Here is a 25,258-nt window from a genome sequence, read left to right as displayed (position 1 = left end):
CGATGAAACGCATCGGCCTGGTGGGCGCGCGCGGCTACGTCGGTGAGGAGCTGATCCGCCTGATCGCCCGGCATCCGCATGTCGAACTTGGCTTCGTCTCCTCGCGTGAACGCGATGGCGAACGTGTGGCCGATCACGTCGCCGGCTTCGATGGCGATCTCCGCTATCGCAACATCGCGCATGAATCGTTGCCCGACGAAGCCGTGGACGCCTACGTGCTGGCCTTGCCCAACGGCAAGGCCGCGGCCTGCGTGGAAGCCATCGACAGCCGTGGCGACACCCCGTTGGTCATCGATCTTTCCGCCGATCATCGCTTCGACGACGCATGGTTCTACGGCCTGCCGGAACTTGCCCGCGACCGCTATGCCGGCGAACGGCGCATCAGCAATCCCGGCTGCTACGCCAGCGCGATGCAGTTCGCCATCGCCCCCTTCGCCAGCCGCCTGAACGGGCCGGTGCAATGCTTTGGCGTGTCCGGCTGGTCGGGCGCCGGCACCACGCCCAGCGACAAGAACGACCCCGAACTGCTGCGCGACAACCTGATGCCCTATGCGCTCACCGGGCACCTGCACGAGCGCGAAGTGGGGCGCCACTGCGCCACGGTCGAGTTCATGCCGCACGTCGCGCCGCATTTCCGCGGGCTGTCGATCACCGCCAACCTGCATCTGGACGCCCCGATGACGCGCGACGAAGCCATCGAAACCGCTCGGGTGTTCTATGCCGGCGAGCCGCTGGTGGCGGTGCGCGCGCAAGCCCCGTGGGTCAACCACATCGCTGGCCGGCACCATGCCGAGATTGGCGGCTTTGCCGTGGGCGATGACGGCAAGCGGCTGGTGGTGGTCGGCGCACTCGACAACCTGCTGAAGGGCGCCGCCACCCAGGCGATGCAGAACCTCAACCTGGCCTGCGGCTTCGACGAGTTCGCCGGCATTCTGCCCGATACCGGCCCGGCGGCCGAGGGCGATCACGGAGCCTGACCATGTCCAATCTCCTCTGGCGGAAACAGGGCATCGCCGTCGATGCCGACATCCAGCGATTCCTAGCCGGCGACGACATCATCCTCGACCGCGAGTTCATGCGCTTCGACATCCAGGCCAGCCGCGCCCACGCCGAGGGCCTGCATCGCATCGGCATCCTCTCCGCCGATGAACTGACCGCGATCGGCCGCGAGCTCGACCTGCTGGCCGACGACTTCCAGCATGGCGATTTCGTGCTCGACGAACGTTACGAGGACATGCACTCGGCCATCGAGGATCGCTTGACCGAACGTCTTGGCGACATCGGCAAAAAGATCCACACCGGACGCAGCCGCAACGACCAGGTGCTGGTCGCCACGCGCCTGTGGCTGAAGGCGAAGCTCGACGAAACCGCCGCGCTCTGCCGCGAGATCGCCGGAATCGCGCTGACGCGCGCGGAAGCGGAAAGCGACCTGCCGATGCCCGGTTACACCCACCTGCAACGCGCGGTGGTATCGAGCGCGGGCATGTGGTGGGCGGGCTGGGCCGAGGCTTTCATCGACAACGCGCTGCGCGCGCATGCCACCGGCGACTGGCTGGATGCCAATCCGCTCGGTACCGCCGCCGGTTACGGCGTCAATCTGCCGCTCGATCGAGAACACACCACGGCGGCGCTCGGCTTCGCGCGCATGCAGGTTTCGCCGCTGTATGCGCAACTCTCCCGCGGCAAGTTCGAGCTGGCCGCGCTGGAGGCGCTCGGCGGCGCGATGCTCGACTTGCGCCGTATCGCCTGGGATCTCTCGCTATTCACCACCGCCGAATTCGGCTTCGTCGAATTACCGGCGCAATACACCACCGGCAGTTCGATCATGCCGAACAAACGCAACCCGGACGTGATCGAACTGATGCGCGCGGCCTACGCCAGCGTGGCCGCGGCCAGGACGGAGATCGAACAACTGCTCTCGCTGCCTTCCGGCTATCACCGCGATTTGCAGTTCGGCAAGGGCGGGCTGGTGCACGGCTTCACCCGTGGCCTTGGCGCGCTGCGCCTGCTGCCGGCGCTACTCGATGCGCTGGAATGGAACCCGAAAGCCATGCGCTCGGCACTGGAGCCGTCGATGTACGCCACCGATCTCGCCGTCGACCTGGCCCGCCAGGGACTGCCGTTCCGAGATGCTTATCGCGAAGCCGCCAAGCCCGAACGTTGGGCCGAGGGCGATCCGGCCGCGAGCTTGGCCGCGCGGGTATCCACAGGCGGCGCGGCGCGGCTGGGGCTGGATGTCCTGAAAGCTCGCTTGCGATCGATTGCCAAGGACTAGTCAGGCGGGGGCGGGGGGACGGCGGGGTTTCGTACAAAAAACGACCCAAAATAGCGATGCGACCCGCACTTGCGAATCTCCCGGAAAGGCCGGGAAATTCGCGGGCGGTTCATGGGCGTCTTCTGGTAAAATTTTCGCCATTCAACTTCCACTCAGACTTCCTGGGGCGGGGATTCAAGTGACAAGGAAAGTTCTTGCCCGTCGCCAGCGGTCGCGACGGGTTCTGGTTTCATGTGCGCGTGGTTTGATGGGGTGTCTGCTGTTGGGCATGGTGCCTTCGTACGGCATTGCGCAAACGCAATTGATCGAGCAACAGGCGCAACGTGAGCGTGCCGAGCGTGAAGCGCGCGAGCGCGAACAACGCCGTGAGGTGCCCTCGCTCGGGCGCGTGGCTGGCGCGCGCACTTCCGATTACCGAAATACCTCGCTACCCAAGGAACGGCCGTGTTTTCCGATTCGCAGCCTGCGTTTGGACGGCGATGCCGGCAATGCGTTTCCCTGGGTTGCCAAGTACCTCGCGCGGTACGCGGGGCGTTGCATTGGGCAGGAAGGCCTGGGTTTGCTGACCCGCCGGGTCAATGACCTGGTTCTCTCCAGGGGTTACGTCACCACGCGGGTGGGCTTGCCGGAGCAGAATCTTTCCAGTGGGACACTGAAACTGAATCTGCTGCTGGTGCCGGGGCGTTTGCGGGAGATACGCTTCGATGATTCCACTGTGCCCGCCTCTTTGTGGCGCAGTGCGTTTCCGCTTCGTCGGGGGGACATCATCAACCTGCGCGCGTTGGAGTAGGGTCCGGAGCAGTTGAAGCGGGTGCCGTCGCAGGACGCGACCATGCGACTGGTGCCAGCCGACGTGCCGGGGGAGAGCGACGTGATGATATCGCTCCAACGCACCCGACCTTTACGAGGCAGTTGGAGTCTGGATGATTCGGGCAGTACCTCGACCAGCCGCTCGCAGCTCAACGGCAGTCTGTACATGGACAATCCCCTGCGTCGCAACGACATGCTGACACTGGGGCTGTCATCCGGGATGACCTCGCGCGCAGGCTTTGGCACCAGCGGCTATAACGCGTCCTATACGATGCCTTTCGGCAACTGGCGTGTCAGCGCCAACGGTTATGGCTATCGCTACCAGCAGGTGGTGTCGGGCACGTCTTCGACGTATCCGGTGAGCGGACAATCGCAGACGGGGGAGGTGAGCGTCGAGCGTTTGCTTGCCCGTGGTCAACGCTACCGCACGTCACTGGGGTTGCGCATGGGTCAACGCAGTTCGCACACCTTCGTGGCGGGCTCGGAACTGGTCACGCAAGCGCGCAGGAGTACGTATGCGACGCTGGCGCTGAACTTGCGTCAATACGCCGGGGCCGCGCAGATTGATTTTCGCCTGGCACATAAGCGCGGCCTGCCTTGGCTAGGCGGCGACCGCGACGAACCGGGCCGCCCGGCGATGGCGCCCAAGTACGAATACCGCATCTTCAGTTTCGATGCGAGCCTGGGGCTGCCGCTCAAGGTGGGCCATTTGCGCAGTTACTGGAACAGCCAGATGCATTGGCAGCACAGCGGTGACGTGTTGTTCGGCAGCGAGTACATCGCCATTGGCGGCCGATACACCATAAATGGCTTCGATGGCGAGCGCACCTTGGCTTCCCGCAGTGGCGGGTATTGGCGCAACAGTCTCACTTTCTCCATCGCTCCCGTCTTCCAGCCCTACGTGGGCGTGGATGTGGGCAAGGTCAAATCCCACCGCGCGGTTGGCGTCGAAGGCGGACATCTGGTGGGGGGATACACCGGCCTGCGTGGCCAGGTGCGAGGGGGATTGGGCTGGGATGCATTCCTGGGGTGGCCATTGCAGCGGTCCGAGCTGTTCGAGAGTGAAGGCCGCAGCGCGGGCTTTCGGCTGTACCTGCAATTCTGAAAGCCCGACCGCGGGGCTTGGGTTCAAGCCTCTTTTAAAACGTTGTGCCTCTGTAACGAGATATGGACATGAAAAAGTTTGTGCGCAAAAACACCTGCCGCCAGGGATTCCGCACGGCCCGGCAACTGCCATTGATGGGCGCGCTGGCTGTGCTGTGCTTCCTCTCGGGCGGCCCTTTGAACGTGTTTGCACAGCAGGCGCCGGTGAATCTCAACATCACGATACCGGTGCGCGATGGACGTACCCAGGTGGAGGAGGCTTCGAACGGTACGCCTGTCGTGCAGATCGCAACGCCGAATGCGGCGGGCGTTTCGCACAATGTCTACGACCAGTACGACGTCGGGCCCAGGGGGCATGTCCTCAACAACAGCAAGGACAACGTGCGGACGCAACTGGGCGGCTGGATTCAAGGCAACGCCAACCTGATGTCGAGTCCGTCGGACTCGCTGATTCTCAATGAAGTCACTTCCACCAACCCATCAGTACTCAACGGCTACATCGAGGTGGCTGGCCGGAAGGCCGACGTCATCATCGCCAACCCCAATGGCATCACCTGTGGGGGTTGTGGGTTCATCAACACGGCAAAAGCGGGGCTGACCACGGGTCGTCCGGTGTTCGGTGGCGACGGCAGCTTGTCGGCCTTCAAAGTGGAGGGAGGAAGTATTTCCATCGCCGGCCGCGGCATGGACGTGAGCCAGCTCGATCGCGTGGATCTGATCAGTCATGCCGTGCGGATCAATGCGGGACTCTGGGCCTAGGAAGCCAACATCGTCGTCGGCGCCAACGTCGTGGACGCCAGGACCTTGCGGGCCCAGCGCATGACGGGCCAGAGTGAGGCGCCCGTCATGGGTATAGACGTTGCCACGTTGGGCGGCATGTATGCGCAAAAGATCAAGCTGGCGGGCACCGAAGGCGGCGTGGGCGTACGCAATGCCGGCGAGATGGTGGCGACCGGCGGTGATTTCACACTCGACAGCGCGGGCGACGTGAAGTTGACCGGCCGCACGGCGGCAGCGGGCAATGTCGCGGTCAATGCCGCGGGCGCGGTGGATGCCAACGTCGGCAACCTGGCCGGTATGGGTGGCAGGTTGTTCGGCCATCGGCAAGCCGACATCCGCATGGCGGGTGATTACACCCACGCGGGCCAGAACGTCTTTGCCAGTAATGGCTTGCTCGGCATGGCGGTGAGCGGGCGCTTCATCAACCAGGCCACGCTCGAATCCAATGGCGCGATCAGCCTGAAAGCGGCGGCGGTGGAGAATGCCGAAACCGCTCTCATCAAAACTGGCAATGCGCAACGAAACAGCCAGACCCGCATCGAAGCGGGAGACATCTCGAACGCCGGACGCATCGAAGGCGATGGTGTGGCCCTGGTGGTGGGCAATACCTTGGCCAACACCGGCACGGTCCTGGGCAACCAGGTCCTGATCGAGGCGAACACCTTGGTCAATGGCCGCGATCTGGGTAAGACCATTTCGGCCAGCCCATACAACGAGGCTTTCATCGGCGCCACCCAGAAGGTGGGCTTGCGCGTGGCGGGCAACGTGGAAAACCGTGATGCGTTGATTTACAACGCGGGTGACATTTCGATTGGTGGCCGTGCCGCCACATCCTCCGCGGGTTCGGTCTTGAACAGCTCGGGCCAGGTCAGTGCGGAAGGGAATCTTTCCATTGCCACCGGGAAGATCAAGAACGAGCGCCGCATATATACGATCACCCATCGGCTGTTGGCTGACGAGGAGCGGAAAGCTTCCGAAACCCAATCCCCCAAGGTTTTCGTGCCGACGGCGTCTGCCGAAGTCACGACGGCCTTGAGCAATTGGTACAACGATTTCGTGCGGGCGCGTTATGGCCATCAGTGGGGCGCATCACTCACAACCCTTCGGTGACTCAGTGGTCGGTCAATCAAACACTCTCCGAGCAGGTGTTGGAGAGCGCAAGCGCGGAATCGCAATTGAAGGCCGGCAGGAACATGCTCATCACGGTCGACAGTGATCCGACCAACCAGGCTTCCGCCATCGCAGCCGGTCAGCGCCTGCTGGTCAACGGGCGGGCGGGTGATGCGTCGGGTGCCGCGAACGTGAGCAATATCGCGATTGCGGGTTCGAAGACCACACGTGCCACCCGGCACGTCGAAATTAACGCGAACAACCAGACGGGTGGCAGCCCTTACGCGCAATATCGCAGCAAGGGCGGCAACAACAAACGGGACACGCCGAACTTCTCCGCCAGTACGGGCACGTCCACGCAGACAAATCCCGCGAGCCGCGTACTGCTTGGTTCCAGCATCACGGCTGTAAAAACCATTTCCATCGATGCCCACGACATCACCAATGCGGCGGTAGCCCTGGTGGGCGGCAGTGCATCGGTGGGACCGGGCAGCGGTTGGCAAGGTAGCGGCCCGGGCGGCGCGAATCTGGGCGCCAGGCAGCGCGTGGGCAATGCGACGGCCAATGAAGTGGCCGTCAAGATTGCCGAGGTGTCTTCCGGCCCGAATGCAGTCGCTCTGTCTGGCAACACCGCCACCGTGGTTGCCACCTCCGTCAATGTGCAAACCGGCGGCCAACATGGCGATACCACCGTAACGGGGCAACCTGCGACCAACGTGGGCGCGGGTACCGTCAATGCAACGGACACCCCCAATGTGGGGGCGAACCTGCCTGCCGTGGGCAATCCGGCAACCCCGCCTCCGCAGGTGCTCGGCTCGGTAGCCAACCCACTGCCAGCGCTCACTCCGCCGACCGGCCGTCTGTTCACGCAGCACCCTGGAAGCGGTCGTTACCTCGTGACCACCGACCCGCGCTTCGCCAATTATCGACAGTGGTTGGGGTCGGATTACATGATGCGGAAATTGGGCCTGGCGCCCGATAACGTACTGCGCCGACTAGGGGATGATTACTACGAACAATGGCTGGTCACTGAACAGATCACCGGCCTGACCGGGCGTAAATACCTAGCAGCCAGCAATAGCCTGGACCAGTACCGCGAACTGATGGATGCGGGAGTGCGTTCGGCGTCCAGGTTCTCGCTCGGCTTCGGCATCGCGCTGAGCGCCGAACAGATCGCGGCCTTGAACGAAGACATCGTCTGAATGGTCGAGAAGATCGTCTTGGGCGAGAAAGTACTGGTGCCAGTGGTGTATCTCTCCGCGGCCAGCGCCGACAAGTACCGCCTGGATGGCGCCACCATCGCGGCCAACGACGTGTCCCTCGACGCCACGGGTACGGTCACCAACACCGGCACCCTCAAGGCGGGCAATAGCCTGTCCATCGACGCGCGCGATCTCGTCAACGGCGGACAGATGAAAGCCGGCGGCGTGCTCTATGCCAATGCCAGCAACGACATCCTCAACCGCAACGGCGTGATCAATGCTCGCCAAGTGACCCTCTCGGCAGGGCGTGACGTGCTGAGCGACACGCGCATCGCCCTGGGTCAATCCGACGGCGCGTCCATCGAGGCCGGCGACGCACTCAGCATCCGCGCCGGGCGGGGCATCGCGCTGGCAGGCACGCAAATCACCGCGAAAGGCCAAGCTTCGTTGGCGGCGGGCCGCGACATCACCCTGTCTTCCAGCCAGTACCAGGGGTTGCCGGCCGGCGCCTCGGCACCCACCCTCGCCACCCGCATCGCTGCCGGCCAGAACGCCGTGCTCAATGCCAGGCGGGACATCACGCTGGATCGCAGCACCGTCACCGCGGGCAACAGCGCGGTGCTGGCCGCGGGCCGCGACTTTGTTGGCGGTGGGCACGGTGCTGTCGGGCGAGCGGATGGCGGTCAATGCCGGCCGGGACGTGGGGTGATGGGCAGCCAAGTGGTCGGCACGAGGGACGTGGCGATTGCCGCCAACGGCACCCTCAGCATCAACGCCAGGCGGGATCACGAAGAAAATTTCGAACTTCTTCAGTTCCACCAAGACGACGGCCATCGGGTTGAAGTTTGAAGAAGAGACGACTCCTCAACATATCCCCAAATCAGCGTACTTCTGACGGTCTTCTACGCGAATCCTGGCCGGCCCTCCGTGTAGGCGGGTAGTTGGACATCGCAGGCCGCCACCGGCATTGCCTTGCTGTCCATTCGCAAGACGATTGCCTTGCCACGCTGCAATTGACGGGCGAGTTCGGGCGATGCGCCCAGTTGGTCGGCGACCCGTGCGAGGGGGACGTCATCCATGCTGGTGCGGCGGTCTTGGCCGGAAAAACGCAGGCGGTTGTATTCGGCCCAGCCCAGCAGGCTGGCCATCGCCAGCAAGGCCAGGATCGGCAAGGTGGTCAGCACGAACGGCTCGATACTGTGTTCGCGCAGGTAGAGTTCGCCATAACTCTTGCGGAGGCCCAACAGCCACAACAGCAGGGTGAGGAGGGGCAGCCAGAGATGGAGGTAGGCAATCCAGAAAGTGGCGGTGACTGCCGCCCATAATCTGCGATTGATCAAAGGCACTAACTGCGAACAGCAAATGATTGGCGGAGCGGGGCGCGCATCGTTCATCATCGAATCCCTCTGTCGGGTGAAACCCAGGTGGCGCGCAGATTCCGATGTTTCAGCAGGGTCATCGGCACCGCCACCACGGTGGTGAGCATGTTGAGAATCCAGTACGCCATCGGGTACCAGATCATCCAGTAGTAATTACGTCCCACTTTGGCCTCGTAGCGACGATCGACGAGCAGGCTGATGGCGAATTGCAGCAGGCAGACCAGGGCCAGGATCACGCCATGCCATGCGGGCAGGATCGTACGTACCCGCAAGGCGTCGGGCAGTTCGACGAGTTGTCCCAGCGCCCATAGCGCGATGATGAAGATCATCGTGCAGGCCCAGAGCACGCTCAGGAAATATTCGCCGATCACCCCCCACATCCGCCGGTGCCGCCATGTGCTCATGCGCCTGCCGTGGCGGAGAATCACTTCCATGCCACCCCGGGCCCAGCGCAGGCGCTGTCTCCACAGGCCGCGCAGGCTCTCCGGCATCAGGATGTAGCAAAGCGCGTTGGGCTCGTAGCGAATATCCCAGTGGTCGAGTTGCAGGCGCCAACTGATGTCGATGTCCTCGGTCACCATGTCCTCCGACCAGTAACCGACCCGGTGCAGTGCGGTGCGCCGAAAAGCGGAGATCGCCCCGGACACGGTAAATATCCGGCCGTAGACCCGCTGCGCCCGTTTGATCATCCCGATGATCGAGGAGAATTCGCCGACTTGCAGGCGGCCAAGCAAGGTGGAGCGGTTGCGAATGCGCGGGTTGCCGGTGACGGCTCCCACCCGCGAGCCGGAAGCCAGATGCGAGACCAGCCAGTGTGTGGCGTATTCGTCCAGCAAGGCATCGCCATCGATGCAGACCAGGTATTCGGAACGGGCGGCCAGCGTCCCCATTCGCAACGCATTGGCTTTGCCGAGATTGGTGTCGAGGTGAATCACCCGCAGGCGTGGATGTCTGCCGGCCAGTGCGTTGAGGACATCGGCGGTGCCGTCGCTGCTGCCATCGTTGATGGCGATGACCTCGAAATCCGGATAGTGCTGGGCCAGCGCCGCGTGGATGGTTTCCTCCGCGCAATCCACTTCGTTGAAGCAGGGAATCAGGATGCTGGCGAACGGTGCGGATTCCAGCCGGGGAGGGTGGTTCCATTCAGGCGATTTCCGCTCGCGCCGCAGGTAGTAATAGAGGCCGCCAACCATCCAGACGAACGACATCAGGATTGGATAGATGAAGGAGAAGTTGAACAGGGCCTTGATAAGCATCGTCGCGCCTCATGGCCCCTTGTACGGGAAGGCGCGGGCGGAAAAGGCGGCCCTCGCGTCCTCCAGGCGTGGCTGGTTGGCGATGAAGTCGTCCGGATACCAAGCCAGGTTGCGAACGCCGGCCGCCACCAGCATCCGTGCGTGCGCGCGCAGCGTGTTGCCGGGAATCGGTTGCCGGGTGCGCCAGTCGTGGGTTTGCAGCTCGAAAATGGTGTGCGTCAGCCGTGGATCTTCGCGCTTGACCGCGGCCACCAGGTCGAGCAGCCAGCGTTCGGGGTGACGGCTGCCTTCCATGTAGGGCATCGCCATCAGCGCGGTGTAGTCATAGGCTTGCATGAAGCGATCGAGCCGCTGCGCGAACCATGCTTCGCTCTCCGGGTGCAGTACCGTGCGGGCGTAGAGGTTGCGCACCGTCTTCAACTTGGGCCGCCAGCGTTCGGCCGCGTTACGCAATTGCAGGGTGAGGTCGATCAGGGCATCGGTACGTTCGCCATCGCGCAGTTGCGGCAGTTCGCCGTCGCGCAGATAGGCATCGTCGTGGAACAGCACGCCTTCGAAATAGCTCGCGACTGCCAGATCCTCGTAAATGTCGCGGATCGTCCTCGCCACTTCCGGGCGGGTGAAGTCGAGACGGGGGATTTCCTCGGCGCCGGCGGCGATCTGGTGCCGCGCCTGCCAGTCGCGGTCGGGAAGCTGATAGGCTATGACCGGCAACCACGCGTAGACCTTGACCCCGGCACGCGTCTTCAACTGCCAGGCCACGCGGCTGAAGAGATCGGCGCGCATCGGCAGGTGGCGGTTAGGGAAATAAACGGCATCGGCGGCGCCATTACCATCCGGGTCGGCGAACGCTTGCAGAAATACGTGAGAGGGCCTGATCCGGCTGACTCGTTCGATCAACGCATCCAGGTTTCGCGCCTGCTGTACGGGATCACGGTCGTAGACGTTGTCGAGATCCACCTGCATCGCCCGGATCGTGTCGAGCGCCTGATCGCGCCGGAGTTCGTTGGCCAGGGCCGGCATGGTCGGGTTGCCGACCACCAGCACACGGCCCAGCCCGTGCAATTCGGTGAGCTTGGCGGGATTGCTTTCCTGCAAGTCGAACGTGACCGGCATCCCCGCCGCCCCGGCGATGTCATTACCGATGCGGTTGTAGGCGGCATACGGCCATACCAGTGCGCGCGGCGATTGGCCGGTTTCCTCACGGATGCGTCTGGCGCTAGTCGACAGGTCATCGAGCAAGCGCGCACGGAACTCGGCTTCGGTTTCGTAACGATGGGTTTTGGGGTTGTAGATGCGGGTGATGGCCGCCGGTGTCTGATTGCCTTGCGGATTCGCTTGAACGCCGTGATGCAGGTCATGGCTGTGCGAGGCGATTTCCATCAACCCGCTCGACTGCATTTCCCGTACCTGCTCCCAGGTGACGAAATCCTCCTTGCCGAACGGACGCGGGCCATAGTCCACCATTTGTCCGGCGGGCATGTCCAGCCAGCGCGTCACCACCGCGGCCATCGCCGGAAAGTTGTAGGCGCGCAGCAGGGGCCAAGCCCGTGTGTAGAGGCTGCGCAGGCCGTCGTCGAAACTGAGCAGCACCGGCTTGGTGGGTAAGGGCGTGCCGTCACGGACGTGCGCCACCACCTCGGAGAGGCTGACCGCGGTGTAACCATGCCCGGCGAGCCAATCGAGATGGGCGGCGAAATTCTGCGTGCTGGTGGCGTAGGCATCGCCATCGCCGGGCGGCACTTCGTCGCGGATGTCGTGGTAACTCAGCACCAGCAAAGGCTCGTTGCCAGCGGGCGGCGAGTCACGGGCAATCGCGTGCCCGGCGAGCAACAGCAGGCAGGGCAGGAAAATGACGATCATCCAGCGTTTCATTGTGATCCCCAACGTAGGTAGAGGTCGAAGCTGCGGCGCGTTTCCCGCCGCCCGTCGTAGACCGGCCGCGACCAGCCGAATCCGTAACCCAGCGTCCAGCCACCGGCCGGTTTCCATTCGTGGCGATACGAGACCGAAAGCACCCAGTAAGAAGAAAAACCTTGCTGCCGGTAAGGCCCGGCATCGATATCGAGGGTGTGACGGAAGCTGCGTTCGTAGCGCCGCCAGACCAAGTGATTGATGCGCAGCCCGACGCTCGCCATGTGGTCGCGCTCGGGGTTGAAATAAGCGGTATCCATCGGCTCGCCACGGCTGGCGTAATAACCGACCTTGCCATCGATGCGCCAATGCGGGCGTGTCAAAAGCCTGCGTATGCCATTGATTTGCAAGGCATCCCGGCGATTGCCATCGGAATATCGCCAACGCTGCAACGAAGCGGACAATTGGCCAAGGTCGCTGGGCGCCCAGTCGAAGCCCAGTCGCGCCGAATCGGCATGGATACCCGCTTTGCGGGCTTGCAGGCCGAGTTGGTCATCGTTGCGGGCCAGGCGCAGCCGGCCATCGAAGGTATCGCTGAAGCGCCAGCTGCCGTCCCAGACGATACCGACGCCCCCGATGCCATCATTCGCATGGCCGAGCGCAAGTTGCGTCCAAAGCCGGTCGAAGGCGTAACGGACGCCGAAATACACGCGCCGGTCGGCGCTCCGGCCATCCGGGTAATCCGCCCAACGATGCGTGCTGCCGGCGACGAGACGCCAACGGTCATCGAGCAGGGGCGAGGCGATCGAAATGCCCACCTGCCCATCGCGGTTGCCGACCGGCGAAACCGCATCACCACGATCCGGCCGGTTACGGCCGTTACCGTAATGGGTTTCGACCTCCCAGCCGCGATTGGCGCGGTAGCGCTGGGCAAGCATCTCGACATGGGTATTGCCGCCGCGTTGTTCACGCAAGGTATCGTGGATGGGGCGGGCCAGGTCATGGCGTTGCAGGTTCATCAGCGCATCGACTTGGCCGATGCGTGCCTGGAAATCCCGTTCGTCCAGCGTTTCGGCCATACGGAAACGCTCCAGCGCCTGGCTGTCCCAGCCCCGCCTGAGATAGACCGACCCGAGGGCCTCCTGCACGCCGCTGTTGGTGGCGCCTATGCCTGCCATGCCGGCATAGGCTTCGCCGGCCATGCGAAGTTCCTCGCCGTAGGAGCGCACCATGTAATACGCATCCTCGGCCGCGTAGCGCTTCCAATTTTCGCTGTAGATGCGGGAACCCGGCTGATTGAGCCACGCGGGCTGCGCCTCGCGCAGGCGCCACAAACGGTCGAGCGCCTGCGCCAGACGGTCTCCCTCGACCAGGGAATAGGCATGCTGGATGACCAATTCGTGGTTGCCGGGGTCATGCGCCAGCGCTTGGCGGTACATCGCCTCGGCACGTTCGGGCTGCTTCAACGCCAGATAGGCGTTGCCGACCGCGGCCATGACATAGCCGGGTAGTGCGTGCCCCTCCGCCACCAGCGACTCGTATTCCCGCGCCAGGGCCGGGTAATCTCGCAGCCGGTCAAGCAACAGCAGGCGATCCATCCGCATCCGCAGACGGGTTTCCGGCGAAATGTCCTCCCGGGCGAGATAGCCGTCGACCTCGCGTTTCGCCGCGCGGGCTTCGTCGAGGTCGCTGGCTTCATCCTTACCCGGCACCTGGCTCCAGACGATTTCGCGAGCATGCTTGCCGGATTCGAGGCGTTCGCGCTCCACCGGCTTGAACCACTCGGGATGCCGGATATACAACCGCCACGCCTGATAAAGATTGCCGTTGTCCGCCAAGGTCAATGCCTGCAAGCGGTAGAGGGTCTGGTCCGCCGGGGCGCGGGCGCGCGCTTCGTCGATCAATTGCAAGGCTTCCAGCCATTGCCGCGCATCGCGCTTCCGGGCGATGGCGTCCAGCACCGGGTCGCCCTGCGTCCGTGCCGGGAGCGATGTGGTGGCCAGTGCCACCAACAATGCCATCGATAGAATCCTGCTATTTGAAGTAAGCATGTCGTTATCAAGCCAACAACGATGGGTGGGGCCATGCCTGTTTCACTGTGCGATGGCGATCTTTCCGGGGCGGACTTTACCCAGCAAATGTGGTCGCAATGTGATGAATAGCACAAAAAATACGCGCCTTATATCACAGCAAGATACCGAATTCTCCCGGCCGGTCAATGCAACGGACGGGACGAGCGTCCAGTCAACTGTTAGACTACGCGGCTATTTGAAGCTGGACGTTTCCCGCCATGATCGAGCTCAATCCCGTTCGAGCACGCATCGCCGACCTGATCGGTCGCCTCGATGCGCTCCGGGGGTTTCTTTGACTACGACGCCAGGAAGGAGCGTCTGGAGGAAGTCGAACGCGAATTGGAAAACCCCGATATCTGGAACGATTCCGAACGGGCCCAGGCGCTGGGGCGCGAACGCGCATCGCTGGACAAGAACGTCAACGGCATCCGCGATCTGACCGATGGCCTGAACGGCGCCAGCGAGCTGCTGGAGCTGGCCGAGATGGAAAGCGACGAAGACACCGCGCTGGCCGTGGTGGCGGATGTCGACCGCTACGAGCGGGACGTGGAGAAACTCGAGTTCCAACGTATGTTCTCCGGCAGAATGGATGGCAGCAACGCCTTCGTCGACATCCAGGCCGGCGCGGGCGGCACCGAGGCACAGGACTGGGCCGAGATGCTGCTGCGGATGTACTTGCGTTGGGCCGAAGGCCGCGGCTGGAAAGTGGAACTGATGGAGGCTTCCGGCGGCGACGTGGCCGGAATCAAATCGGCCACTTTCCGTGTCGAAGGCGAATACGCCTATGGCTGGCTGAAGACCGAAACCGGGGTGCACCGGCTGGTGCGCAAGTCGCCGTTCGATTCCGACAACCGTCGCCACACCAGCTTCACCAGCGTGTTCGTCTCGCCGGAAGTCGACGACAACATCGATATCGAGATCAACCCCGCCGATCTCAGAACCGATGTCTATCGCTCCTCGGGCGCGGGAGGCCAGCACGTCAACAAGACCGAATCGGCCGTGCGCATCACCCACATGCCAACCGGCATCGTGGTGGCCTGCCAGAACGGCCGCAGCCAGCACCAGAACCGCGACACCGCGATGAAGATGCTGGCCGCCAAACTCTACGAACTGGAATTGCAGAAGCGCAATGCCGAGCGCGACGCGGTCGAAGCCGGCAAGTCCGACATCGGCTGGGGCAACCAGATCCGCAACTACGTGCTCGACCAGAGCCGGATCAAGGATCTGCGCACCGGCGTCGAACGCAGTGATACGCAGAAAGTGCTGGATGGCGATCTCGACGAATTCGTCGAGGCCAGCCTCAAATCCGGCCTGGATGCCGGCGCGAAACGCGCCGACATGGCTTGAAGCGCGCGCCCGGCGGCGACGCCGGTCCCGCCCACTCCACGACAGATGACGAATCCGATGCCGGCCCCGCCCGGCAACTGGCAAGGCAACAAGAAGACACGATGAACGAGCAAGCGCCCGCCCAAGACGAAAACAGCCTGATCGCCGAGCGCCGGGGCAAGCTCAAGGCGCTGCGCGGGCAGGGGATCGCCTTCCCCAACGACTTCCGCCGCACCGACCATGCCAACGACTTGCAGGCCGACTACCTCGATGCGGAACGATGGACCGGCGAGGCGCTGGAAGCGACCGGTCGCCGCGTCGCCATCGCCGGCCGCTTGATGGCCAAGCGCATCATGGGCAAGGCGGCATTCGCCAAGCTGCGCGACGTGACCGGCGACATCCAGCTCTTCCTGCAATCGGCCGCGTTGGGCGAAGCCTACGATGCTTTCAAGCATTGGGACGTGGGCGACATCCTCGCCGCCGAGGGCACGCTGATGCGCACGAAGACCGGCGAGTTGTCGGTCAAGGTGGAAACGCTGCGGCTGCTTACCAAATCGCTGCGGCCATTGCCCGACAAGTGGCATGGCCTGTCCGACGTCGAACAACGTTACCGCCAGCGCTACGTCGATCTGATCGTCAGCCCGGAAACGCGCGACGTGTTCGTCACGCGTTCGCGGATCATCGCCTCGATGCGTCACTGGCTGGATACGCGCCGCTTCCTGGAAGTGGAAACGCCGATGATGCACTACATCGCCGGCGGCGCCACCGCACGTCCCTTCGTCACCCATCACAACGCGCTCGATCTCGACCTGTTCCTGCGCGTCGCCCCGGAGTTGTACCTGAAGCGCCTGGTGGTCGGCGGCTTCGAGCGCGTCTACGAGATCAATCGCAATTTCCGTAACGAAGGCGTATCCACCCGGCACAACCCCGAATTCACCATGCTCGAACTGTACGAGGCCCATGTCTCCTACACCGAGGTGATGGATCTGACCGAAGCGCTGATCCGCCACGTGGCCGAAAACGCCGTCGGCAAGACCCGGCTCACCTGGGAAGGCCGCGAGATCGACCTCGGCCAGCCGTTCCGGCGCTGGAAGCTGGAAGAAGCGGTACGCGAACTCAATCCCGGCATCAGCGTGGCCGACTGCCGCGACCGCGATGCATTGGCCGCGCATTGCGCGCGTCTCGGCGTCCCGGTCAAGCCCGCGTACGGCTGGGGCAAGCTGCTGCTGGAAATTTTCGAGAAAACCGTGGAAAGTGGCTTGATCCAGCCGACTTTCATCACCCACTATCCCGTCGAGGTCTCGCCCCTGGCGCGCGAATCCGACAGCGAACCGGGCATCACCGACCGCTTCGAACTATTCATCGGCGGCAAGGAGATCGCCAACGGCTTCTCCGAACTGAACGACCCCGAGGACCAGGCGGCCCGTTTCCAGTCCCAGGTCGAGGCCAAGGAGTCGGGCGACGACGAAGCCATGCATTTCGATGCCGATTACATTCGCGCGCTGGAAGTCGGCCTGCCGCCGACCGGTGGTCTCGGCATCGGCATCGACCGGCTGGTGATGCTGCTGACCGATCGCGCATCGATTCGTGACGTATTGCTCTTTCCCTATATGCGGCCGCTGGCCGGCGAATAACCCCGGGGGGACTGGACAAGCCTCGACCACTCATCGTCACAGGTAGCACCAGGTACCCTGAGTACTGAAAAAAACGGGACGAAGATCGGACTTTTCGAATGCTGAATCGGTATCTTGCGTTCCAGCATGGAATCGCAGAAGTGAGGCTGATAGTGTAGCCGGCGCAGATTGCTTGGCGCCTGGATGCGTCTCGCTTCCGATCTTCGGGCGTGGCGCGAGGAGCCGCTGATATGAATGTGTTGATCGTGGACGACCAGAGTTCGGCGCGAGCTATGCTGCGCGGAATAATGGAGGGCATCAGCCCCGGGCTGAGGGTGTACGACATTGGCGACCCCGAGCAGGCACTGCAATGGTGTGACGGCCATCACCCTGACCTGCTTCTGCTCGACTATCGGATGCCGGGGATGGACGGCTTGGAATTCTCCCGCCGTTTCCGCCACTCCCCCTCGCACCTTGATGTCCCCATCGTCCTGGTGACGGCCATCGGCGACGGACCGCTGCGCCAAGCGGCGCTCGATGCGGGCGTCATCGACATCCTCGTCAAACCGATCCGCCCGCGTGAACTCCGGGCCCGTTGCCGCAACCTGTTGTATCTGCGCGAGCAGTCGGAATCGATCAAGCAACGCGCCTTGTCGCTGGAGCAGCGCCTACTTTCCAACATGCACGAGCTGGAGGAACGCGAGCGGGAAACGCTCTCGCGCCTGGCACGGGCGATCGAACTGCGCGATGTCGGCACCAGCGCCTACCTGGAGCGGATGTCGAGAGTGGCCGGGCTGATCGCCGACTCGATCGGCCTGCCGGACGACCAGGCACGCCTGATCGAATCCGCCGCGCCGCTGCACGATATCGGCAAGATCGCCATTCCCGACGCCATCCTGCTCAAGCCCGGAAAGCTGAGCGGGGAGGAAATCGCGGTGATGCGGGAACACCCGCAAAAAGGAGCCGACCTGCTTGCCGACAGCCACAACCCCTTCATCCGCGCCGGCGCCTCGGTGGCGCTGCACCATCACGAACGCTGGGATGGCAGCGGCTACCCACAAGGGCTGCGCGGCAAGGACATCCCGCTGGAAGCGCGCATCGTGGCCGTGGCCGACGTTTTCGATGCCCTCATCTCGCCGCGCCCTTACAAGCCCGCCTGGAGCATCGACGAAACCCTGACCTACCTGCAAAAGGAAAGTGGACGGTTGTTTTGCCCCGAATGCGTGGACGCGCTGATGCGCGAGCTGCCCCGCCTGCTGGAAATCTGCGTCCGTTATCCCTCGCTGGGAGGAGGACCGGCATGAACCTGCCGGCCTGGGTGCGTACCCGGCTGTCGAGACGACCGGATACCGAGCATCAGCAGGCATTGATACGGCTGGTTCTGCTCTCGCTGGTCGGTTTCTACGTTCTGAACATCGGGCTTGAAGACCCCTGGGCCGTCAAGCTGATCGAACTGGTCGGAACCGGCCTCGTTCTTGGCGGCATGATTTTTCTCGGAATACTGCATGTCCCCGACATTTCGCATCCACGCCGCGTGCTTGGCATGGTGATCGATTACGGCCTGATGTGCGCCGGGATGATCTACGGAGGGGAGTCGATCTCCTGGGTATACGTGCTGCTGCTGTGGGTAACGATCGGCAACGGCCTGCGGTTCGGCAATGGTTATCTCAACCTCGCCATCGTTATGGCAAGCATCAGCTTCGGCACGGCCATCCTCTCCACGCCCTATTGGCGGCAGAACGTGGTGCTCGGCATCGGCCTGCTGGCCGGTTTGATCGCGGTGCCGCTTTACCTGTCCAAGCTGCTCCATTCGCTGCGTCGGGCCACCGAGGAAGCCCGGCGGGCGAACGAGGCGAAGACCCGCTTCCTCGCCAACATGAGCCATGAGTTCCGGACACCCTTGAACGGCATCACCGGCATGTCGCATCTCCTGGCCAGTACCGACCTCAGTACCGAACAGCGCGAATGCGTATCCACCATCCAGGCTGCCAGCCGCAGCCTGTTGGCCCTGGTCGATGACGTATTGGACATATCCGCGATCGAAGCGGGAAAGTTCAAATCCAGCAAGCAGGATTTCAATCTCGCCAACCTGCTCAAGCAAATCGAACTGATCGTGCAACCGGCGGCACACGAGCATCGGCTCGACTATCGCACCGAAATTTCCACCGACGTGCCCGAATGGATATATGGCGATCCAGACCATCTGCATCAGATATTGCTGAACCTCATCGGCAATGCGGTCAAGTTCACCGAGAAGGGAAGCGTGACTATCTCGGTCGAAACAAGCCGGCAGGAAGCCGAGCGGATATGGCTTCTGATGACGGTGAGCGATACCGGCGCCGGTGTGCCGGCATCCGCGCACGCCAATCTTTTCGAGGCGTTCGAGCAAGCCGACGTCGGTATTGCCCGGCGCCATGGCGGCACCGGGCTTGGCACCACCATAGCCAAAGGGCTGGCCGAAGCGCTGGGAGGCAGGATCGGTTTCGAGAGCGCGCTGGGGCGGGGCAGCCGCTTCTGGGTGGAATTGCCGTTCGAAAAGACATGCGAGGCACGGATGCGGGCATCCCGCTCGTCCGACATGTCGCAAGGACACGAACCCGAATCGCTCAGCGACGACAAGGTGGTGGCCTTCAATGATCCTTTTCTGCGCCATCGCTTGCGAGTCCCTCCGCAGCGCGTGCTGATCGCGGATGACCACGCGGCCAACCGGATGGTGCTGGAGCGACTGCTGCAAAAAGCCGGGCACGAAGTGTCCTCGGTCAAAGGCGGCGAGGCGCTGCTCGAACGGCTGGCCGCGGAGCACTACGATCTCGTTTTCACCGACCTGCACATGCCCGACTTCAGCGGGCTGGATCTTCTGAAGCAACTGCGCGTGATGGAGGCCGGTTCTCCGCTGCGCACGCCAGTCATCGTCTTCAGTGCCGACGTGACCCCCGAGGCGATCAATCAATGCCACGATGCCGGCGCTTTCGCTTTTCTGCCCAAGCCCGTCGTGGTGGAGCGTCTGCTGGAGTTGTTGGCCGAAGTGGGCGGGCAGGAGGAGCACGGCTCCCCAGTGCCGGCAAAGTCGTCATCGCCGCCCGTTGCGGGCGTTTCATCGGTGGATGGGACGGTGCTGGACGAGTTGTTCCGGTTGGGGCTGGGGCATGAGTTCGAGCACAACTTCATCAACCAGTGTTTCCTGGATGCAAGCATGTGCGTGGATGCGATTGCCCGGTCCGCCCATGCCCAGGGCTGGGACCTACTGCGAGACCATGCCCATGCATTGAAGGGCGTTTCCAGCAGCATGGGGCTGGCGGGCTGCGCCGCCATCTGCACGAGCATGACAAAGCGCAATGATCTGGCACTGTCCCGCGAATGGCAGAGCTTGCTGGCCCAGGTCGAGGCGCTGCTCGAAACCGGCCGTGTTGAGTTGGAAGCCCGATTGCGGGCGCGTGATGCCCATCGATAAAGACGAGACGGGCACACCCTGATGGCGGCAATCCGTCTCGCCTGGCCATCAAGCGGCGGCGGCCTTGACCCGTGTCCGTCGGTGCTGCGCGTTGACGATGCGATCCATCGTCTTCAGCGAACGGATGTCCAACGCCAGCGCGCTATCGACCCATACCTCGGCAATGCGCATCAGCTCGTCGTAACCGACCGGCTGACCGATCTGGCGAACGGCATTAAGCGCCAGATACGCTTGAGGCGTACGCTGCTGCTGGCGGATGATCGCCCGCACGGTGGCCGCGCCCTCGCCCTTGGGGGTCAATACATCGACGATCCCCATGTCCTTCATTTCCTCGCTGCTGTAGATGCGGCCTTCGAGGATGATCTTTTCAGCCAACTGTGCGCTGACCCGCTTGCACAGGAAGGAATAAGCCCCCATGCCCGGAAACAGGCCGAACAGCACTTCGGGCAGGCCCATGCCGACGCCTTCCTCGGCCACGATCGTCTGGCATGACAATGCCATTTCCAGGCCGCCGCCAAGGGCGTCGCCCTGCACGAGCGCGATGGTGCGCACGTCCCCACCCAGGCCGCTGTTGAATGCGTGTACACCGTCGATGCAGTCGCGCGCATACGTAAGCAGCGACTCACGGCTGCCATTGCGGATCAACTCGGCGAAGAGTTCCAGATCGCCGCCAAGGTTGAAAGCGGACGCTTCGGATGCAAGCACGACGTGACGTAACTGGCGAAGGCTGCGTTGGTGAGCGGGCAGGGTGATTGAGTCCAGGAACGCATGCATGTCTTCCATCAGTTCGCGGCGGAAACAGGGGCGAACGCCTGGCGCCACGTCGGCATGCATGTACAGCCAATACGCACGATCGGCGGCATCGGATTCGATGCGGATAGTCTTGTAGTTACGGGTACGGACGAGTGCTTCCAAGTTGTTTGGAGTGGTCATTTCGAGGTTCCTCTGTGAGATGGCGTGAATGACTGAGGTGGGGACAGACGCCGGCGTATCGACCCACACACCGATCCTACCCCTCACATTTATCAGGTCCGGGAAACGATGATTTTGGAATGTCGCCTGCCCACGGAATGCGCCAATCGCGCCTGACGCGCACGAAAAAGCCGGGTTGCCCCGGCCTTCGTATTTCGCAGTCGATGGATGATTTCAATCGCGCTTGCGCGCCTCGTCGCGCAACTCTCGGCGCAGGATCTTGCCGACGTTGGTCTTGGGCAATTCTTCGCGGAACTCGACGATATGCGGCCGCTTGTAACCAGTCAGGTTCTCCTTCGCGTAAGCCTTGACCTGTTCCGCGGTCAGGGCGGGGTCCTTCTTCACGATCACCACCTTGACCGTCTCGCCGGAGCGCTCGTCCGGCACCCCGACCGCCGCCACCTCGGCGATGCCGGGCATCGCCGCCAGCACGTCCTCGACCTCATTCGGATACACATTGAAACCCGAGACCAGGATCATGTCCTTCTTGCGGTCGACGATGTAGACATAGCCGGTCGGCTCGATCCGCGCCATGTCGCCGGTGTGCAGCCAGCCTTCGGCATCCATCACCTTCTCGGTCTCGTCCGGGCGCTGCCAGTAACCCTTCATTACCTGCGGCCCTTTCACGCACAGCTCGCCAACCGCCACGCCATCCATCGGCAAGGTGTTGCCTTCCTCGTCCTTGATACAAACATCGGTCGATGGAACGGGTAGGCCGATCGAACCGTTGTACTCGGCCAGGTCGAGCGGGTTGATGCAGACCGCAGGCGAAGTCTCGGTCAGGCCATAAGCCTCGGCCAGCGTGCAGCCGGTGGTCTTCTTCCAGCGCTCGGCCACCGTGCGCTGCACGGCCATGCCCCCGCCGAGGGTGAGCTTGAGATGGGAGAAATCCAGATCGGCGAAGCCCGGCGAATTGAGCAGCCCGTTGAACAGCGTGTTGACACCGGTCATGGCGGTGAAGCGGTGCTTGCCCAGCTCCTTGACGAAGCCCGGCATGTCGCGCGGATTGGTGATGAGCACGTTCTTCGCGCCCAGCTCCATGAAGGTGAGGCCGTTCGCGGTCAGCGCGAATATGTGGTAGAGCGGCAACGCGGTGATGATGGTTTCCTCGCCATCCTTCGCGTTGTCGGCGATCCATGCCCGCGCCTGCAACATGTTGGCGACCAGGTTGCGATGCGTCAGCATCGCCCCCTTGGCGATGCCCGTGGTGCCGCCGGTGTATTGCAGGAAGGCCAAGTCCTGGCTGCTGACCTCGGCCTTGGGCAGCGCTTTGTCTTGGCCCCGCGCGAGCGCATCGCGGAAGCGGATGGCACCATCGATGCGGTAGGCCGGCACCATCTTCTTGACGTACTTGACCACGAAGTTGACCAGCGCGCCCTTGAGCCCGCCCAGCATGTCGCCAAGGCCGGTGGTGATCACATGCTTGACCGGCGTGTCCTTGACGATTTCGGCCAGCGTATGGCCGAAGTTGTCGATGACGATGATCGTGGTGGTACCGGAATCCACCAGCTGGTGATGCAGCTCACGCGCGGTGTAGAGCGGGTTGACGTTGACCACCGTCAACCCCGCGCGCAGTACGCCGAAAGTAGCGATCGGCTGCTGCAAGCAGTTCGGCATCATGATGGCGACACGATCGCCCTTGGCGAGCTTGAGATCGTCGAGCAGGAACGAGGCGAACCGGGCGCTCAGCTTGTCGAACTCGTCATAGCTGATCTCCTTGCCCATGCTGTGGAACGCCGGCTTGTCGCGGAAGCGCCCGATGGCATGCCCCACCACCGCGTTGATCGAAGCGTACGAGTCCGGGTCGATCTCATGGGGAACGCCCTTTGGATAGTTCGCCCGCCAAGGACGTTCTGCATACGTCATTCGATTCCCCTTCATAAGGTGGTTACGGTCATGGTTGCCGCGTACGAGGCGGTATTCGCCGACGATTTGAGCATGCCTGCACGGGCAGGAGCAAGGCCGATGGCTTGTGCGATGCAGCATTACATGCGGACGGCAGCGCGACTCACCGAGGGGCAGATCACAAAAGTTCACAGCGAACGAACATACATGTCCAGGGGCAGTACTTGTGTAGATCGGTATCCTGACATGCTTCCAACAAAGACTGTTGACATGCGATCGAATCCAATGTATGAGATCCCCCTCGAAGAGCAGATATGTTGAGTGCACTTTCGCAATCCGCTGTGGAAGTTTTGCGCACTCAGGGGATTTGATTGCATTTGCATGCGATCGCAAGGGGAATAATATGCGTTGGCTTTTATTATTTTCACTGATCGTCTCTCGCCAGATTTTGGCGCAAGATGCCACAAAACTTGAAGTTTTTTGAGTTCGACACCTTGTATTGACGGTGGATTTTTAGGGGAGGGGAAAGTATGTGCGAGTTTCGAAAGTGGCTGTGGTGGCAAATTCTCTTGGCATTGGTTTTGCTGGTCGGCATAGATGGATTGCAGGCGCAATATGCCCTTCAACCTTATCAAGAATATGATCGGCGCATCCGTGCGACTGAGCAGGCCAATCCGCTGACATCACGTTTGTTCGGTGATTCCGTAAGTTTGTACAACGGACAAACATCGTTTGAACAGGTCGATATCGAACTGGCCGGCAACAATGGCTTGCCCGTGCAACTGGCGCGCTCTCTTGAAGTTCGCCCCATAGCGTTTGCCGGTCTCCCACAGGAGCCCTATTCAGGTGTCGGGGACTGGGACATTGATGTGCCATATATTTCCGGAGTATTCGACTCCGCATACGGCTGGAATATTACGAGTCTGGGTGCGGAGCCGCGGTGTTCGACCAATTTCTACCCCCATACCAATCCGCCAAATAGGATTGAGGAAATTTGGTCGGGTTATTTCGTTCACATTCCTGGCCGTGGCACGACATCGCTATTGGGGCATCCCATCACAGCCCATCGTCCTTCAGATGGCATGAAGCGTCTTTGGCTCACCCGTGAGTTGGATTCATTTAGAGGCGAGCGACGGCAGGAAAATCGATTTGGTTTATTCCGATGGACGCTTGTCAACGGCCACTGCACACGGCAAGCAATGGACCTATCGCTACGATACCAGCGGACGTCTAGACTTGGTGACGCTACCCGACCAATCGACGTGGACGGTATCCCATCAATCCGACATGCGCGTTGCCTACGAATATTGGACCGAGTCACTAGGCCGGGGGTGCGGCAATCAAGCGCCTCTTGCGAAAAAGAGTTATGGATTGGTTATCAAGCACCCTTCCGGTGTAGTCGGTACATTTCAGTTCGATCATATCCGGCATTACCGGAGTGGAGTGCCCAGGGTCAATTGTGTCGAGGAAACCTTGCAGAACGGTGGAGTTAGTGATGGAGTGCTGTTGTTCACGCTTACAGTGCCGAACTATTTCGACATACTGAGTCTCACGAGCAAGACGCTCTCTGGATATGGAATACCACAGTCACAGCACTGGGGCTACAGCTATAGCGGCCAGTATCATGACCTGTGGAGCGGGATTGTTCCGCCATGCACATCGTGCACGCCGAGCAAAATAACGGCGATTACGCAGCCAGATGGCAGCGAACATCTAAACACTTACGGGATTGTATATGGCTTGAATGAAGGCAAGTTACTGAAGACCCAGATCCTATCGGCCACGAACAACGTGCTGGAAACACAAACGCTGACCTATGTCTCAGACGCTGAGATGGCCACCCAGCCATTTCCAAGCAGTTACGGCTCTATATATGGTGGAGATGCATACGTCGGCCGCAATCGTCCATTGCGATCAATAACGATTTCTCGCCCCGGCGTGAATTTCAATAGCCATGTAAATGCTTATGACCAATTTGCCAGACCCATATCCGTACGGAAATGGAATTCGCTTGGCTACGACAAGACCGACACCATTGAATACCACGATGACCCCACCCGCTGGGTTCTCGGCCAAATCAAGCGCCAGACCACCAACGGCACCGAAACCACCCGCACCGACTACGACCCCGCCACCGCGCTGCCCATCCGCCAGTATGCCTACGGCAAACTCCAGCAAAGCCTGACCTACCACCCCGACGGCACCGTGG

18 protein-coding genes and 1 pseudogene are annotated in these 25,258 nt (G+C 62.2%); 13 read left to right on the top strand and 6 right to left on the bottom strand.

Annotated features, from left to right (window positions below; all coding sequences use genetic code 11):
- Positions 1-2: 2 nt before the first annotated feature.
- The 8 genes from argC to EBB59_RS09370 all read left to right on the top strand — a co-directional run bounded on the left by argC (position 3) and on the right by EBB59_RS09370 (position 8,130).
- Positions 3-977, top strand: coding sequence for an N-acetyl-gamma-glutamyl-phosphate reductase (gene argC, locus EBB59_RS09405; protein WP_425451821.1), 975 nt, complete (start codon positions 3-5; stop codon positions 975-977).
- Between the two features lie 2 nt (positions 978-979).
- Entirely contained in the window at positions 980-2,275 is a 1,296-nt protein-coding gene (argH, locus tag EBB59_RS09400; RefSeq protein ID WP_122101907.1) for an argininosuccinate lyase, read from the top strand.
- 247 nt (positions 2,276-2,522) lie between these two features.
- Positions 2,523-3,065, top strand: a complete 543-nt coding sequence (locus tag EBB59_RS09395; RefSeq protein WP_122101906.1) for a POTRA domain-containing protein — start codon at positions 2,523-2,525, stop codon at positions 3,063-3,065.
- 42 nt (positions 3,066-3,107) lie between these two features.
- On the top strand, positions 3,108-4,190 hold the full coding sequence (locus EBB59_RS09390; protein WP_147455559.1) for a ShlB/FhaC/HecB family hemolysin secretion/activation protein: 1,083 nt from the start codon (positions 3,108-3,110) through the stop codon (positions 4,188-4,190).
- 62 nt (positions 4,191-4,252) lie between these two features.
- On the top strand, positions 4,253-4,948 hold the full coding sequence (locus EBB59_RS14585; protein ID WP_122101904.1) for a filamentous hemagglutinin N-terminal domain-containing protein: 696 nt from the start codon (positions 4,253-4,255) through the stop codon (positions 4,946-4,948).
- A gap of 30 nt (positions 4,949-4,978) precedes the next feature.
- Positions 4,979-6,079, top strand: coding sequence for a hypothetical protein (locus EBB59_RS14580; protein WP_122101903.1), 1,101 nt, complete (start codon positions 4,979-4,981; stop codon positions 6,077-6,079).
- A complete protein-coding gene (locus EBB59_RS09375; protein ID WP_147455558.1) occupies positions 6,076-7,281 on the top strand; it encodes an S-layer family protein in 1,206 nt (401 codons plus the stop codon). The genes EBB59_RS14580 and EBB59_RS09375 overlap by 4 nt, the downstream gene beginning before the upstream one ends.
- Complete coding sequence (locus tag EBB59_RS09370) at positions 7,282-8,130, top strand: hemagglutinin repeat-containing protein (RefSeq protein ID WP_122101901.1); 849 nt, start codon at positions 7,282-7,284, stop codon at positions 8,128-8,130.
- Between the two features lie 53 nt (positions 8,131-8,183).
- Here EBB59_RS09370 and pgaD read toward each other — a convergent pair whose 3' ends face one another.
- From pgaD to EBB59_RS09350, 4 genes are read right to left on the bottom strand one after another with little or no spacing between them, the layout of a single operon-like run.
- Entirely contained in the window at positions 8,184-8,675 is a 492-nt protein-coding gene (gene pgaD, locus EBB59_RS09365; protein WP_281273233.1) for a poly-beta-1,6-N-acetyl-D-glucosamine biosynthesis protein PgaD, read from the bottom strand.
- The gene (gene pgaC, locus EBB59_RS09360; RefSeq protein ID WP_122101899.1) at positions 8,675-9,916 is read right to left on the bottom strand and encodes a poly-beta-1,6-N-acetyl-D-glucosamine synthase; all 1,242 of its coding nucleotides are present in this window, start codon (positions 9,914-9,916) and stop codon (positions 8,675-8,677) included. Before pgaC ends, pgaD begins: the two co-directional genes overlap by 1 nt.
- A gap of 9 nt (positions 9,917-9,925) precedes the next feature.
- Positions 9,926-11,791, bottom strand: coding sequence for a poly-beta-1,6-N-acetyl-D-glucosamine N-deacetylase PgaB (gene pgaB, locus EBB59_RS09355; RefSeq protein ID WP_122101898.1), 1,866 nt, complete (start codon positions 11,789-11,791; stop codon positions 9,926-9,928).
- Positions 11,788-13,791 (bottom strand): tetratricopeptide repeat protein, encoded by a 2,004-nt coding sequence (locus EBB59_RS09350; protein ID WP_158601766.1) that lies wholly within the window; start codon positions 13,789-13,791, stop codon positions 11,788-11,790. Before EBB59_RS09350 ends, pgaB begins: the two co-directional genes overlap by 4 nt.
- 269 nt (positions 13,792-14,060) lie before the next feature.
- On the opposite strand from EBB59_RS09350, the gene prfB reads away from it, so the two are divergent.
- The 4 genes from prfB (at position 14,061) to EBB59_RS09330 (ending at position 20,232) form a co-directional block, all read left to right on the top strand.
- Positions 14,061-15,189 (top strand): peptide chain release factor 2 gene (gene prfB, locus EBB59_RS09345; RefSeq protein ID WP_122101896.1). Its coding sequence is split into 2 segments (ribosomal slippage): positions 14,061-14,135 and positions 14,137-15,189, totalling 1,128 coding nucleotides; the frame shifts between segments, so codons are not numbered across the junction.
- A 101-nt stretch (positions 15,190-15,290) separates the two neighbouring features.
- A complete protein-coding gene (gene lysS / locus EBB59_RS09340) occupies positions 15,291-16,802 on the top strand; it encodes a lysine--tRNA ligase (RefSeq protein ID WP_122101961.1) in 1,512 nt (503 codons plus the stop codon).
- Between the two features lie 230 nt (positions 16,803-17,032).
- Positions 17,033-18,085: a response regulator gene (locus EBB59_RS09335; RefSeq protein ID WP_122101895.1), complete on the top strand. Its 1,053-nt coding sequence runs from the start codon at positions 17,033-17,035 to the stop codon at positions 18,083-18,085.
- Positions 18,082-20,232, top strand: coding sequence for an ATP-binding protein (locus tag EBB59_RS09330; RefSeq protein ID WP_122101894.1), 2,151 nt, complete (start codon positions 18,082-18,084; stop codon positions 20,230-20,232). Before EBB59_RS09335 ends, EBB59_RS09330 begins: the two co-directional genes overlap by 4 nt.
- A gap of 48 nt (positions 20,233-20,280) precedes the next feature.
- Here the strand turns inward: EBB59_RS09330 and EBB59_RS09325 are convergent, their stop codons facing one another.
- Positions 20,281-21,165 carry a crotonase/enoyl-CoA hydratase family protein gene (locus tag EBB59_RS09325; protein ID WP_122101893.1) on the bottom strand — a complete coding sequence of 295 codons (885 nt, stop codon included), beginning with the start codon at positions 21,163-21,165 and terminating at the stop codon, positions 20,281-20,283.
- Positions 21,166-21,378: 213 nt separating this feature from the next.
- Positions 21,379-23,070: an AMP-binding protein gene (locus EBB59_RS09320; RefSeq protein ID WP_122101892.1), complete on the bottom strand. Its 1,692-nt coding sequence runs from the start codon at positions 23,068-23,070 to the stop codon at positions 21,379-21,381.
- Between the two features lie 1,083 nt (positions 23,071-24,153).
- Here EBB59_RS09320 and EBB59_RS09315 point away from each other — a divergent pair.
- Positions 24,154-25,258: pseudogene (locus EBB59_RS09315) on the top strand (hypothetical protein); the annotation flags it as partial.

The sequence above is a fragment of the Solilutibacter pythonis genome (assembly GCF_003697345.1).
In the GTDB taxonomy this organism is placed as follows: domain Bacteria; phylum Pseudomonadota; class Gammaproteobacteria; order Xanthomonadales; family Xanthomonadaceae; genus Solilutibacter; species Solilutibacter pythonis.
This window is presented reverse-complemented; position numbering and strand designations above follow the sequence as displayed.

Coding starts and splice junctions, on each gene's coding strand:
- argC (WP_425451821.1), top strand. CDS start 3: ATGAAACGCATCGGCCTGGTGGGCGCGCGCGGCTACGTCGGTGAGGAG.
- argH (WP_122101907.1), top strand. CDS start 980: ATGTCCAATCTCCTCTGGCGGAAACAGGGCATCGCCGTCGATGCCGAC.
- EBB59_RS09395 (WP_122101906.1), top strand. CDS start 2,523: ATGGGGTGTCTGCTGTTGGGCATGGTGCCTTCGTACGGCATTGCGCAA.
- EBB59_RS09390 (WP_147455559.1), top strand. CDS start 3,108: ATGCGACTGGTGCCAGCCGACGTGCCGGGGGAGAGCGACGTGATGATA.
- EBB59_RS14585 (WP_122101904.1), top strand. CDS start 4,253: ATGGACATGAAAAAGTTTGTGCGCAAAAACACCTGCCGCCAGGGATTC.
- EBB59_RS09370 (WP_122101901.1), top strand. CDS start 7,282: ATGGTCGAGAAGATCGTCTTGGGCGAGAAAGTACTGGTGCCAGTGGTG.
- pgaD (WP_281273233.1), bottom strand. CDS start 8,675: ATGAACGATGCGCGCCCCGCTCCGCCAATCATTTGCTGTTCGCAGTTA.
- pgaC (WP_122101899.1), bottom strand. CDS start 9,916: ATGCTTATCAAGGCCCTGTTCAACTTCTCCTTCATCTATCCAATCCTG.
- pgaB (WP_122101898.1), bottom strand. CDS start 11,791: ATGAAACGCTGGATGATCGTCATTTTCCTGCCCTGCCTGCTGTTGCTC.
- EBB59_RS09350 (WP_158601766.1), bottom strand. CDS start 13,791: ATGGCATTGTTGGTGGCACTGGCCACCACATCGCTCCCGGCACGGACG.
- lysS (WP_122101961.1), top strand. CDS start 15,291: ATGAACGAGCAAGCGCCCGCCCAAGACGAAAACAGCCTGATCGCCGAG.
- EBB59_RS09335 (WP_122101895.1), top strand. CDS start 17,033: ATGAATGTGTTGATCGTGGACGACCAGAGTTCGGCGCGAGCTATGCTG.
- EBB59_RS09330 (WP_122101894.1), top strand. CDS start 18,082: ATGAACCTGCCGGCCTGGGTGCGTACCCGGCTGTCGAGACGACCGGAT.
- EBB59_RS09325 (WP_122101893.1), bottom strand. CDS start 21,165: ATGACCACTCCAAACAACTTGGAAGCACTCGTCCGTACCCGTAACTAC.
- EBB59_RS09320 (WP_122101892.1), bottom strand. CDS start 23,070: ATGACGTATGCAGAACGTCCTTGGCGGGCGAACTATCCAAAGGGCGTT.